This is a genomic window from Cyclobacterium xiamenense, assembly GCF_009467825.1.
GTDB lineage: Bacteria > Bacteroidota > Bacteroidia > Cytophagales > Cyclobacteriaceae > Cyclobacterium > Cyclobacterium xiamenense.
This window is the reverse complement of sequence record NZ_WIOK01000006.1, coordinates 194,809-207,734: the sequence shown is the minus strand read 5'-3', so window position 1 is coordinate 207,734 and position 12,926 is coordinate 194,809. Positions and strand designations below refer to the sequence as shown.

At 47.1% G+C, this 12,926-nt stretch carries 13 protein-coding genes; 6 read left to right on the top strand and 7 right to left on the bottom strand.

The annotated features are described in order from the left end of the window. The first annotated feature begins 127 nt into the window (after positions 1–127). Complete coding sequence (locus tag GCU44_RS06690; RefSeq protein ID WP_154855317.1) at positions 128–1,927, top strand: tetratricopeptide repeat protein; 1,800 nt, start codon at positions 128–130, stop codon at positions 1,925–1,927. Between the two features lie 28 nt (positions 1,928–1,955). Here the strand turns inward: GCU44_RS06690 and GCU44_RS06685 are convergent, their stop codons facing one another. The 3 genes from GCU44_RS06685 to GCU44_RS06675 form a co-directional block, all read right to left on the bottom strand. After that, a complete protein-coding gene (locus GCU44_RS06685) occupies positions 1,956–3,485 on the bottom strand; it encodes a thiol-activated cytolysin family protein (protein ID WP_143057567.1) in 1,530 nt (509 codons plus the stop codon). A 266-nt stretch (positions 3,486–3,751) separates the two neighbouring features. Further along, entirely contained in the window at positions 3,752–5,683 is a 1,932-nt protein-coding gene (locus tag GCU44_RS06680; RefSeq protein WP_154855315.1) for a DUF2207 domain-containing protein, read from the bottom strand. 1 nt (position 5,684) lies between these two features. Further along, a complete protein-coding gene (locus GCU44_RS06675; protein WP_154855313.1) occupies positions 5,685–6,233 on the bottom strand; it encodes a LemA family protein in 549 nt (182 codons plus the stop codon). Positions 6,234–6,557: 324 nt separating this feature from the next. Between GCU44_RS06675 and GCU44_RS06670 the strand changes: the two genes are divergently transcribed. Genes GCU44_RS06670 through GCU44_RS06655 form a run of 4 tightly spaced genes read left to right on the top strand, consistent with a single transcriptional unit; the run spans position 6,558 to position 9,030 of the window. Beyond that, on the top strand, positions 6,558–6,905 hold the full coding sequence (locus GCU44_RS06670; RefSeq protein ID WP_154855311.1) for a hypothetical protein: 348 nt from the start codon (positions 6,558–6,560) through the stop codon (positions 6,903–6,905). 41 nt (positions 6,906–6,946) lie between these two features. Continuing rightward, entirely contained in the window at positions 6,947–7,624 is a 678-nt protein-coding gene (locus tag GCU44_RS06665) for a hypothetical protein (RefSeq protein ID WP_092171212.1), read from the top strand. Beyond that, a complete protein-coding gene (locus tag GCU44_RS06660) occupies positions 7,614–8,396 on the top strand; it encodes a sensor histidine kinase (protein WP_154855309.1) in 783 nt (260 codons plus the stop codon). Before GCU44_RS06665 ends, GCU44_RS06660 begins: the two co-directional genes overlap by 11 nt. Beyond that, positions 8,386–9,030, top strand: coding sequence for a response regulator transcription factor (locus tag GCU44_RS06655; protein ID WP_092171217.1), 645 nt, complete (start codon positions 8,386–8,388; stop codon positions 9,028–9,030). The genes GCU44_RS06660 and GCU44_RS06655 overlap by 11 nt, the downstream gene beginning before the upstream one ends. 7 nt (positions 9,031–9,037) lie before the next feature. On the opposite strand, the gene GCU44_RS06650 is transcribed toward GCU44_RS06655, so the two are convergent. From GCU44_RS06650 to GCU44_RS06635, 4 genes are all read right to left on the bottom strand, one after another. Then, positions 9,038–9,700, bottom strand: a complete 663-nt coding sequence (locus GCU44_RS06650; RefSeq protein WP_154855307.1) for a phosphatidylserine decarboxylase family protein — start codon at positions 9,698–9,700, stop codon at positions 9,038–9,040. Positions 9,701–9,812: 112 nt separating this feature from the next. Then, positions 9,813–10,652: a phosphatidate cytidylyltransferase gene (locus GCU44_RS06645; RefSeq protein ID WP_092171223.1), complete on the bottom strand. Its 840-nt coding sequence runs from the start codon at positions 10,650–10,652 to the stop codon at positions 9,813–9,815. Continuing rightward, on the bottom strand, positions 10,636–10,842 hold the full coding sequence (locus GCU44_RS06640; protein ID WP_092171225.1) for a putative signal transducing protein: 207 nt from the start codon (positions 10,840–10,842) through the stop codon (positions 10,636–10,638). The genes GCU44_RS06645 and GCU44_RS06640 overlap by 17 nt, the downstream gene beginning before the upstream one ends. Beyond that, positions 10,835–11,773 carry a CPBP family intramembrane glutamic endopeptidase gene (locus tag GCU44_RS06635; protein ID WP_154855305.1) on the bottom strand — a complete coding sequence of 313 codons (939 nt, stop codon included), beginning with the start codon at positions 11,771–11,773 and terminating at the stop codon, positions 10,835–10,837. The genes GCU44_RS06640 and GCU44_RS06635 overlap by 8 nt, the downstream gene beginning before the upstream one ends. 148 nt (positions 11,774–11,921) lie before the next feature. Between GCU44_RS06635 and dusB the strand changes: the two genes are divergently transcribed. Next, complete coding sequence (dusB, locus tag GCU44_RS06630) at positions 11,922–12,911, top strand: tRNA dihydrouridine synthase DusB (protein ID WP_154855303.1); 990 nt, start codon at positions 11,922–11,924, stop codon at positions 12,909–12,911. The last annotated feature ends 15 nt before the right edge of the window (positions 12,912–12,926 follow it).

The following is a 12,926-nucleotide window of genomic DNA, read 5'->3' as shown; positions in this document are numbered from 1 at the left end:
GGGTACCCTTGGGAAATAAGACAACTAAGGAGGTAATATCAAATAAATGAGTTAACTTAACGACTGATACTTTTGGTCCAACATATGGGGAGTATTATATACCGCTTCGGATATCTATTCCCTAGGCGTGATATTATTCGAAATGCTGGTAGAAGACCATCCATTTGAGACCTTTTTCAAAGACCCATTGGCACTAAAAAATGCTATTTTGGCTGGGTATTCCTCCCCATTTCGGCTTTCAGGTAAATTTGGGTACGTTCATTTTGCTAAAGATATCGGGCTTATCTGCCAAAAGGCCATGGAAAGGGCTCCGAGAGATCGGTATGCTTCTGTAGACGAATTGATTCGGGACGTTCGTGATTTTCGAAACGACTACCCGGTTCTCGCCCGTCCAAAATCCTGGACCTATCACACCCAAAAATACCTGCGCAGAAACAGGACTGTCTTGTATGCAGTAGGGGTAGGCTTCCTTCTATTGGGGATCATGGGTATTTACTACACCTTTCAGCTTAAAGAGCAGCGCAATATTGCGTTGTCGGAAGCCAGGCGGGCAAACCAGATTACCGGACTTATAACAGACGTTTTTTCTGCAGCAGACCCCAATATTGGCGGTGCAGATACGATTACCGCTGTTCAGCTTTTAGACAAGGGGATGCAAAACCTTTCGAAGAATCTTGGGGATGATCCTGCTTTGTACGCAGACATGCTGAGTCGGATGACGGGCGTGTACCTGAGTTTGGGCCAATACGAGCAAGCGAAACAAATGGCGGCGGAGTCCTATGCGATCAACCTTAGCCTGGATGCCGTCTCTGAAGAACGGTTGGCCCAAAACGAGGTGCTGATTTCTTCCTCGTACTTTATGTTCGGGGAATTGGATTCGGCCTTTTCGTTTTCTCAAAAAGCCGTAAATCGCTTGTTGGCAGCCGGCATCCATAACGGTCCTGACCTGGCAGATGCATTGTTGGAATTGGGGAGTTGTCTGTACGATATGACCCGGTACGAGGCGGCAGATTCTACGCTTAGTGTAGGCTTGGAGCTGGCGCAAAAAGCCTACAGTGGGTCAACGATTGAAATTGCCTCTTTCCTTCACATGAAGGGAGCAACGGCAATGAAGCGGGACAACCTGCAGGAAGCCGAAAGGTACCTGGAGGAGGCATTGAAAATGAAAAAGGAGTTGTACGAAGAACCCCATCTTGAAATTGCCTATTCGTACAATTACTTCGGAAGCCTTTACCAAAACTTAGGTGACTACAAGAAGGCCTTAAGCTTCGTAAAGCATTCGCTCGAACAGCGCCGGGCTATTCTAGGTACCTATCACGTCGAAACGGTGGCAAGTATGGGAAATTTGGCTCGAACCTATATCGGCTTGGGTAAACCATTGGAAGCGATACCAATCTATCAAGACGCGATTTCGGTAATAGATTCCCTTTTTTGGGGGAGTCATTACTATTACGGAGCCTTGAACGGAAGCATGGGGAATGCGTACTTTGCCGCGGAATTGTTTACTAAAGCCAGGGATTGTTACCTGATATCGGTGGAAAGTTTTGATCGCCTCCTCTCTGCAGACGACCTACGCAGGGCAACACCAAGGATGCGCTTGGGAGAAATCGCTCAAAACGAAAAACGATTTGCAGCTGCGAGGGTGTATTATGAAGAAGCACTGGCCATTCGGGAGCGGTTGCTGAACGAAGGGGACGTAAAAATCGCCCAAAGCCAGCTGGGACTGGGTGCCTGCCTGCTGGCTTTGGGTGATCATGCTGCTGCGATATCGCTTTTTGAAAAGGCTCGTTTGATTGCCCAATCCGATCCCGAACAAAACACGGAACTGCTTCAAAAACTGAATGCCTCTTTAGCTTCTGCTCAGGAAAAACAACGAGCGTTGGAAAGCGCATCGGTCTACGAGGTGAAAATTTCGAAAGGCAAATAGTGGCAAAATTGGTGGTCTGCTGTATAGTTTAGCAATTGACCGATCTGACATTGACACTAATGATGTTGGGCTTAAAGACCTCCCAACATGCTTTTGACGGCCTGGAATAGACCCGATCCATAAGGGTCTTCCACGACAAATCCCAGATTTCCACTTTGAATTGAATATCGTAAGCACCTGCAGGAACTTGTTTGGTGACACTTTTTTTGAAGCCGATATTCCCGCTATTTATCACGCTTTGACCGGATCTCCCATAGGTACGATAGGTGATTGAGTAGCGTACGTTCGGGGCAGCAATGGTCCCCGCGTTGTTAGAAACACGTATATTTTGCGCCGGATGGAGCTTCACGTCACAATTTTCTACATCGTATTCGGTGGTGTATCCAAGTTTCGCAGTAGTATTGTCTTTTAAATAGTGTAGTTTGTAAGAAATGGGTACTCCCGGATTGTTCCTGGAATAGACGGCATTTTCTCCGGTAATGATGTAGTTCAGGTCGGCAAAATTTCTCGCATTTACAGCTTCGGAAGCCACCGACGCGTTACCTCCAATGGTCACAACCGTAATGCTAGACTTGTTAAGAATGGCTTTGTATTTCGCTTCCACTTGACCATCTACCGAAGTGAGTCCCGTGGCGTAGTTCATTGCTCCTTCGAGTTGCGCATCGGTGGCTGATTCCGTGGTGGTCATGCGAAATAAGATTATTCGCCCGTAGTTGACCGATTGGACGTAAGCGGGAGGTGTTTCAGCACCAAATTTTTGCTCGATTTCCTCGATGCTCGCTTCTGGACCGAAAACATCACCCGGATTATTTGGCGCATCCATCGTCACTGAATAAAATACCTGCTTAAAGGACATCATAGCGACACGCTGGGTAGTGCTGGACTGAAAGTTAAATTGGGTTTCAACATCCCCTCTGGCCCATTCCACATTTAATCCCAGCTCCATGCTTACCTGTTTGGAACTGTGAGCTGTCCGGGCAATGTAGCTGGAGTTAGCCGCATTGACATAGCCCTCCTGATAGGCATTTTCATTCCACCATTCCAGGGCTTCATCTATTTTAGTCTGTACCAATGAATTTGACGGTTTGTCAATCCGGAGCGAGCCGTTTTCTCCCATACCGGGGAGATCAATTCGCAAGCTCATGGGTGCCCGATCAATTCCAGCTGGGGTGGGAAGTCCTCCCAGCGTGGCCCGATCCGCTATGACCAAAGCTCCCGGATAGATGATCCCATTGGTTGGTCTCAGGATCGCCACCTCTTCAGCGTTTGTTTTTAGATCGTATTTGATCACCCGGCATTCCCTATTGCCGCCATTGATTGGAGTGGCATTTACCCGATTGCTGATTTCGGCTCTCTGAGTGCCTCCGTTAATGTTTTGCACATTTAGAAGATTGCCTGAATCGCTGCTTAACGAAGTAAGGAAGGCTGATATACTTTCGGCATCCGGAGAGATTTGTAAGGGGTCTTCGTTTCCCCCAATGAAGTCGCAAGACCCGATGGCTAGTGGAATGGCGACTATTGACATTACTTTCTGAAATTGTAGAAATTTTGTTTTCACGATGTGTAAAGTTGATCTTATAGACCAAGGCGACAAAAACAGACCGAAGTGGTAAACGTCTAAGAAAAAAATCAATAAAATCGCTTGACCAACGCAAAGGAAGAAGGGGATATGCAACCTTCTTTTTTTGCATCGGTTCGGGATTTCTAATCACCAACCTGCTGACAGGGCGTGGTTATGCATCCCTGCCAAGCGACAAGTGGAAAAATCTGTTTTTAAAAAAAATGTAGGCTTGGATCAACGGATTCAGAGGCGCTGGCACGCGTTTACCAGCCGCCGCCACCGCCGCCACCGCCACCGCCGCCGGAACTACCTCCTCCGCCGCTTCCGGACTTCGAACCGGGGGGGCTGGAAGAATTGCTAAGGGCGGAGCCAAAAGAATTTCCAAGACTGGACGAAAAGCCCGCCAACGATCCCGCCGTAAAGGCAGATCCGGCATACCAGGAGGGACGGTACCGGCGGGTAGCAGTTTTTTCTTCGGACAGCGACGCGAGCTTATTTTCCATGGCTTTGCCCCAGGCTTCGCCTACGTCCAATGCGATGGCATAGGGAAGGAATTTTTCAAACACCTCCGGCGTAACCCCAGGTGGATTGTAGGTTTCCAGCAAGGGTTTCTCGGCAGCATTTAAGTACATGCGAAAGCCTGCGATCTCGTCCATCACTTTTCTGCCTTTTTCGGTAGGGGCCTTCATCAGAAACATAAAGATTGCATTGATCAATCCCAGAACCAGCGCTAAAAGCAGAAAACCGTATGGGAGCCGGGCATCAAAAACAAAAATGAGCACGGCGGGAAAGGCAAGTAGGAATAATAAACTAACTATCTCTCCTATAATCGTTCCGATCTTCACGTATCCGTAGTCCAGGTAATGCATCACCGTCAGGAAGACCTTGCTGAGAAAAGTCAACAGGAAAATGGAAAAAATAAGGCCCATGATCAAAAACACATTTTCTTCTTCCAACGACTGATTGATTGTCGACCTTGCGCCAAGGAAGAGCATCAGTAGGGAGATGAGAATGCCTGGAATCAGCCAGGTAGTATTCGTTTTGAAATGGGATTTTTGGAATCGGTCGGATAAATCGTTTTTCAGGCCTTTGAGCGCGCCACCAATTTTTTTATGCTCTTTCTGATTCAAAGAAAGGGTGCGTTCTCCGCCGGAAAACAGGTTGGAGAGGATCGCCAGGTAGCCACTGTTGGTAGTCTCCGTTGCCTCACCTTTTTCCAGCACGTATTTTTTCCTTTTTTCTTCGATGATTTTCAAGTGACCTCCGGTTGCCAATTCGACGATTGCGGCCACGTAGGCTTTGGTATCGAACCCCATTTTGTACAAGTACCGCACAGCTGCTGCATCCAGTCCTTCCGGTACGTCAAAAATCGGATAAATCCCGCCCTTTTCCGGGTCTTTACCCACCCGGTTCCAGGCATAAAAGTAATAAAGCGATGCTGCGATGATGCCGAGTAGCAGCAATAAAATGCCCCCATTATCGCGCAGAAAATCCCCGGTCTTTTCCACCGTACCCGGGGGCTCGATGAGGCCTTTCTGCCAGGAAACCGCCAGGGTAAGCGGTTCACGAGGGCTGAGTGGTTCCGTCACCGCTACGTACAATTCGGTGTCAGATTCCTTTTCAATGTCGCAGGGGCAGTCGGTGCTTCCTACAGGACCCGCGTAGGCGGCAAACTGACCGATTTCGCCACCTTCCGGCAGCACGATTCTTGCCGAAGCCTGATTGATTCGAAAATCCCATTGGTCGCCGATGGCATTCCAGTACAGTTCATCGTAGGTATCAAAAAAGCCAATTTGCCGGTTTGTCGTGTATCGGATCGTATAGGTGTATTCGCCGGGGTCCAAAAAGGTATTTTCATCTCCGATCCGGACCACCTGATAATCGCCCTGCCGGATCACTTCGTAGGGTTCGTCCGTGCCGTCCTTCTTTACCTCCAGCACATCGAACCCCACCCGCACCTGATTTTCGTACCGGTCGCGGTAACGTACGGGGAAACTCCGGAAGATGCCCCGTTTGATGGCATTTCCTGTACTCCTTACCGTGATCTTTTCCGTAACGTCCAGGGAGCCGTCCAGTTGGATGTTGATTTCACTGTGGTACGAAAGGATCTCCTCCTGTTCCTGGGCCATCACCGGTGGATAAAAGGCCAGGCCAAGCAGCAATACCAGTACAAGCACGATGGGTTTTTTTCGCATATTAGTTGAGATTTATTTCGGGAACGGCCCTGTCGGACGCGTCTGTCAGTGCAAAAAAGTCAAATTTTTCAAAACTAAAAATCTTGGCTACAAGATTGGAAGGGAAAGACTCGATTTTGATGTTCAGTTCCCGAACGGTTCCATTGTAGTACCTTCTTGACTTTTGCAGCGTGTTTTCGATTTCCGAGAGTTGTTCCTGGAGTTTGAGGAAATTTTTGTCAGCCTTCAATTCGGGATACGCCTCTGCAATCACCAGCAGTCGCTGTAGGGAGCGCCCCAGTTCGGCGGCAGTTTTGGCCTGGTTGGGGATACTTTGGTCGGCGATGGTTTGGTTACGTAGTTTGGTGATATCTTCCAGAAGCTGCTGCTCATGGTTGGCATAGCCTTTTACGGTAGTGACCAGATTGGGAACCAGGTCAGCCCGGCGTTTCAACTGAACGTCAATGCCACTCCATCCTTCACGGGCATTATTTCGTAAGCGGATCAGTCGGTTATAAATGACGATGGTCTGTATCAGGAGAAGACCAAGGACTACTAAGGTAACAATCATGTACGGTGCGGGTAAGTCTCGGTTTCCAAATAATAAAGTAAAGTATAAAAAATTTTTCGGAAAGAAGAATGGGTAATTGATTTAAGGGGTAATTATTTTAATTAGTGCTCCTATTCCCTTTTAATGGTTCCCCTCACCAAATCTTCGGTTTGTTTGTTACCTGGGCTCGGTTGTCGCAGTAAATTAGCGCTGAGGCAATGGAAGGTGGTGGGGTTTGAGAGGCAGCGGTGCAACAAAAAGGCAGGAATTTTATTTCGGTGGGGAAGGATTAATCGGAAGTTTGGTTAATTTTGATCAACGACAATCACCTAAAGTAAACCATCAATGGACTTAGAGAAATTTGATATTCTGAAACGGAATTACGAAAAATTCATTCAGGAAGCGGAAAAGGCAATCAACCAGGAATCTGCGAAACGGCAGACGCGGTCAGTTTGGTTCGACAGGGAAACCATTGAAAAGCTTCTGGCGCAAACCGATCCAAAACAAGGAGGTATCAAGATTTACCTGGGTATGTACGACGAACGCACTGTATCCGAAAGAGACGATGCCGAACGCGCTTCCGACTATATCGGGAAATTGACGGTAGTTCTTACTGCCTCGAATGAGAACCAAGATCCGGGGCAGGAAACCATGATTGTAAATGGAGGTAAGGTATGTCCTCCTGACTGCTAGGAGGCCTCCAAGAACGAATTCAATTCAACGTTTCTTTCGCCATGACAATCGCTGTATACCTTTCCTGTATTGGGGTAGGATTGCTGTGCTCGCTCTTATACTTCCCTGTACGGAAGATACAAACCGAAGATAAGCGAGCCCATGCGTACATTTTTTTCATCATTTTATATGTGTTGACCTTTGAGTTATACGCCTATTACCTGGTGCAAAATGGGCAGAAAAACGTATTGGTATACAATATCTTCTTTGTTTGCGGAGAGACCTTGTTGATTTTGGTCTATTTGAAGTCGCTGGTGGATGTGCCCTTGGTGAAAAAGCGGATTGACCAATTCATGCTTTTATTTGTTGCATGGGCCCTTGTAAACAGTGTTTTTTTTCAAAACCCGTCTCAACTCTTTCAGCAATATACCCACTTGCTTGGAAGTTTTGGGATCGTAGTGGTGAGTTGTTACCTGCTGTACCGCATCTTTCTTTTGGAGGGTTTTTGGGACAAGCCCCTGCTTGGCGTACCTCATTTTTGGAACATTGCTGCCATTCTTCTTTTTTATTGCCCGAATTTTATTTATTTCGGAGCGTTGAATATTCTCTGGGATATTGACAAATGGTACCTGACCGTGTTGGCCTCCATGAACCGAATTTTTGCGGCCATGCTTTACCTGATTTTTGGCCTTTCGTTTTATTCTTCTTTTATCTTTTCGGCGAATCGAAATGGAAGATAATGCCTTGCCTACGTTTTTGGCCATCCTTACCGGAGTGGTGCTGATGGTGATCATGGCGGTATTTATCGTTACCATCGTCATTGTCCACCGGCAGCGGCAGATCAAAAATCGGCATCGAATCCAACTCCTCAAGGCGGACTACGAAAACACCATTCTGAATGCGGAAAAGGAGATGCGCGAACAGACCCTGCTTTTTGTCAGTCAGGAGTTGCACGACAATATCGGACAATTGCTCTCGCTTGCGAAATTGGTGTTGAATAATCCGGATGGGTCGGGACTGTACGAAGGGAAAAAATTGATTAATCAGATTATCCGGGAGGTTCGGAGCTTGTCCAGGTCCATTAATAAGGATTACCTCAACGCCTTAAAATTTGAAGATTTTCTGACCGATGAGCTGGGCAAGATCGAAAAAAGCGGTTTCTGTAAGACCGCTTTTGAAAAGACGAGCGATTACTTTGACAGGCTAGAGGGGGACAAGAAATTGGTTGTGATCCGGATGGTACAGGAATGCCTGAATAATGCCATGAAACACGCATCTCCTCAGTTGATTTCCATTCACCTTGTGGAGGAAGGCGGAATCCCCACGCTACTTATACGGGACGACGGCGTTGGGTTTGATACAGCCAATGCATCCTCCGGGTTGGGAATAAAAAACCTTAAATCCAGAATTAAAGCAATCAATGGTCAGGTGGAGGTGGTTTCGGCCAGCAACGAGGGGACCCAAATAAAAATCCAACTGGAGGAATCAATCGAGGCTAACGATGACAACTAAAACCAAAATCGTCCTGGCAGACGACCACAAGTTATTCGCAGCAGGTATCGAAAACCTGTTGTCCAGAGAGGAAGACTTTCAGGTAGAAGGGGTATACCATAACGGGAAGGAACTGTTGGAAGCCTTGGAAACGATCAAAGCAGATTTGCTCATTACGGATATGAACATGCCGGGGCTCAATGGGCTCGGAATTCTGCAACACATCAAGAAGAAGCGCTGGAAAATAAAAACCATCGTGCTTTCCATGTACGACGAAGAAGAAATTTTTAAAAAATGCATACAGCAGGGAGTAGACGCCTACGTGCTGAAAAATGCCGATCCCGACGAATTGATTTTTACCATCCGGGAAGTAATGGAAGAAAGGTACCTGGCGAATTTTGAGCAAGTATTGAAACAAGCGGAGGAAGACGAATTCGACCAATACGATCACTTCAAAACAGCCTTCAAGCTATCAAAACGCGAGTTGGAAATCCTTAAATGGATTGCCCGTGGGAAAAGTAATAAGGAAATCGCGGACCAGCTGTACCTGAGTGTGTTCACGGTCGAAACCCACCGAAAACACCTTCACCGGAAGCTGGAAGTGTCTTCCATGGCAGAATTGGTGAAAAAAGCCCTGGAAATGGGTCTGGGCTGAGGAATGCTTAGGATTTAAGACGGGCAATTGGGGTGATGCCAGCCTTTGTCTTTTGGTTTACCGTTACCAATATCTCAGCATCCAGCGGGAGAAACAGATCCACTCTGGAACCAAATTTTATAAAACCAAATTCGTGCCCCTGCACCACGGGATCGCCCTCATTTACGTACCACTTGATGCGCCTGGCCATGGCTCCGGCTATTTGCCGAACCATCAGTAGCAGCCCGGAGGGATGCTCCAATACCAGAGAGGTTCGTTCGTTTTCGGTGCTTGATTTCGGATGCCAGGCCACCAGGTACTTTCCCGGATGGTATTTAACGTATTTGACCAGGCCAGTCAAGGGAGACCGGTTGACGTGCACGTTTATGGGGGACATGAACACCGATACCTGAATCCGGTCTTCCTGTAGGTATTCGTCCTCGCGCGTTTTTTCGATGGTCACCACTTTTCCATCTGCAGCTGCATAAATCAACGCGGGGTCATCGGGCATGGGGATGGCCGGGTTTCGAAAAAACTGCAAAACAGCCAGGTAGCCAACAATGCTTCCCAGCATCGTCAGGTTTAACAGTAACTCTCTGTCGGGTAAAACCTGATGCAGCAGGATATTAACTGCGGCCAGTATAAAGAGTAGCCAAAATAATAGCGATCTTCCTTCTTTATGAATGGTCATGAGCGAGCAACTTTGATTCAACTGCGCCGGCGTCAGTCAGCAATTATTGGCTGCCAGCGAGCGCAGGGTATGGACTTACGTTTTACAATATTAGGATTTTTTCAGGTAAGAATTAAAATATTTTCAAAAATGCTACGATAAATGGCGTAGATAAAAGCAAACCATCAAATCGATCCATAAAGCCTCCGTGTCCGGGAAGCCCTTTTCCCGAGTCTTTGATGGCAATGCTCCGTTTAAAAAGGGATTCGATCAGGTCGCCATACGTACCTGCAATGATGATAATGGTCATGATACAAAACCACTGCCACTCCGGCAGGACAGTGAAATTTTTCGAAATGAAATAGGTGACGACAATCGCTGTAAAAGCCCCTCCAAGGCTCCCTTCCCAGGATTTTTTTGGTGACACCCGTTCAAAAAGCTTCGTTTTTCCAAATTTCGTTCCGGCAAAATACGCGCCTGAATCACTGGCCCATAAGATCAGCAAAGAACCGATAACAATTTCGAAATGAAACGTATTGTCTACCGAAAAGGCCGCAACCGTCAACAGAGAAAAGGGAATGGCCACGTAAAAGATCCCCAAAATCGTGTAGGCAATTCCCGTAAATGGCTTTTTGTCCGACTTTCGGTACAGTTTGATAAAAAAGATCATGGACAGCAGCGGAAATACCAGAAAGTAATAGGCAATGGGAATGATTTTCATTTCCTCCAAAAAGGTAAACGCAAAGATTAATAATCCCACAAAGGTCCCAAAACTTTTCAAGGGCAACATTCCGTCCAGGCCCGATAGCTTGTAAAACTCCATTTGTGTGAAGCCAAGCAGAATGGCAAACACGAAGAAATACGCCCATTCGCTAAAAATGGTGCTGCCGATAATCACCGCAGCGCCAATCAGCGCGGTAATGACTCGCTGTGCCAGGTTGCTATAATTGCTGATGCTAAAACGAGATCTCATTCTCAACGATAGTTATAGCCCGGATGGCTTCGTCAGCAGAAACCATCACCTCTATGCTGCCGTGAATTTTGTACACGGGATCCTTTTTATTCAGGATGACGGCCACGATGCCCTTTTCTTCCAAAACCCCCTTGACAATTTCAGCCCGGATCGGAGAATCAGATTCAAAAATTTTTTGCCATTTACGCATGTGTTTGGGTTTTTTGCCGGCTCAGAAACCGTTTCCAGGAAAGCAGAAAGACGACCCCGCCAATAAGGACGTATTCCCAGTGTAGTTCGGTCGCATTTTCCATGTCGTAGTCGATCAAATTCAATTTGTTGAAATAGACCAGAAATAGGGTAAAGGTATTGTTGAGTATATGGGCCAGAATGGGAAAAACCAACGTTCCGGAATACAGGTACAGGTAGCCAAACAATGCGCCGAGCATCATCCTGGGTAGGAACCCGTAAAACTGAAAGTGGATAGCCGAAAAGATAAGTGCTGTAAGCCAAACGGCAAGGTGCGCGTTTTGGGTATAGGCATGCATTTTTGGTTGGACGATTCCCCTAAAAAGATATTCTTCCCCAATGCCCGCCAATACACCGATCACCAAAATGCCCATGAGCAACTCCCCGGTACTGGCAAAATCGGTCAGGTAAAGGGTCAACTCCATCAACTGGTCCTCCTTTTCCCGAAGTAGGGTCTCCAAACCCTTCCATGCTTCCGGAAACTCCATGTTCATGTTGAGGTACACCCACAGGGAATTAAACAACACAAACCCAATCAGAATGGGAAACACCAACCCGATTTCGTGCAGTTTTTCCGGGCTAAACTGCCGGGAAAGCCGCATGGTTTTTTTGTCTACCAGCCGGATAAACAGCCAACCACCCAACCAGAAAGCCAAACCTCCCCCTAAGCCTTGTATGAACAGGAAGGCCATTCGCCCGTTTGGATGATCCAATGTTCCACTCAAAAGTGCGGGTAACTGATCAAAGCCAATTCCAAATAAGAAAGGAATCAGCCCGACAGCCAGGGTTTGAAGGATGGCGAGGGCGCCAAATACAAGTAAAACCAAAACCGAAAAGGAAAGCAACCAATGCTGCCTCACCTGATACCCCGGTTGATGTTCGTAGATTTCCATAGACAGCTTAAATTTACATGAAATAGCCTGTACCACAAGCCGGTTTAGTGATTTGCGTGTAAATTAAGTACCGGAAAAATGCCCGAATAACGGCTAACGGTATTGATTTTCAAGGAAAAACACTCATTTTTGCATAAAATTTTAGCGCGTGATTAAAATCGGAGATTTGAATCTGGGGGAATTCCCACTCTTGCTGGCCCCCATGGAGGATGTAAGCGATCCGCCGTTTCGGGCCGTGTGTAAAGCCAATGGGGCGGATCTCATGTATACGGAGTTTATAAGTTCGGAAGGACTGATTCGGGATGCAGCCAAATCCGTCCAAAAGTTAGATATTTACGACTACGAAAAACCTATAGGGATCCAAATATTTGGGAATGAAATCGCTTCCATGAGAGAGGCTGCGGCAATTGCAGAAGCAGCCGGACCCGACATATTGGATATCAACTATGGCTGCCCGGTAAATAAGGTAGCTTGCAAAGGGGCAGGGGCAGGGATTTTGCTGGACATCGACAAAATGGTGTCCATGACCGCCGAGATCGTAAAGGCCGTTTCCATTCCCGTCACTGTTAAAACCAGATTGGGCTGGGATGAAAACACCATTCGGATAGAGGAAGTTACCGAGCGATTGCAGGATGTGGGCATACAAGCCATCAGCATACACGCCCGGACGCGAAAGCAGATGTACAAAGGCGAAGCCAATTGGGAATACCTGTCAGCCGTCAAAAGCAATCCACGAATTACTATTCCGGTATTTGGTAATGGAGACGTAGACAGCCCGGAAAAAGCGAAAAGCTACCGCGAACGGTACGGTGTGGACGGTATCATGATCGGACGAGCGGCTATCGGCTATCCCTGGATTTTCAATGAAATCAAGCATTATTTTGCTACCGGTCAGCTGCTGGAAGGGCCGGATCTGGAAGAACGTGTCAGGGTAGCCAAAAGGCATTTGGATTTTTCCGTGGAATGGAAAGGCGAGAAATTAGGCTTGCTCGAAATGCGCAGGCATTATACGAATTATTTCAGGGGTCTTCCCCATTTCAAACCGTACCGCACCGCTTTGGTCACCAATGAATCCTATGCCGAGACCTGCGAACTTCTGGAAGAAATAGCACGGGTATTTACTGATGCAGAATTGTAAACCTACGTTTTCCTG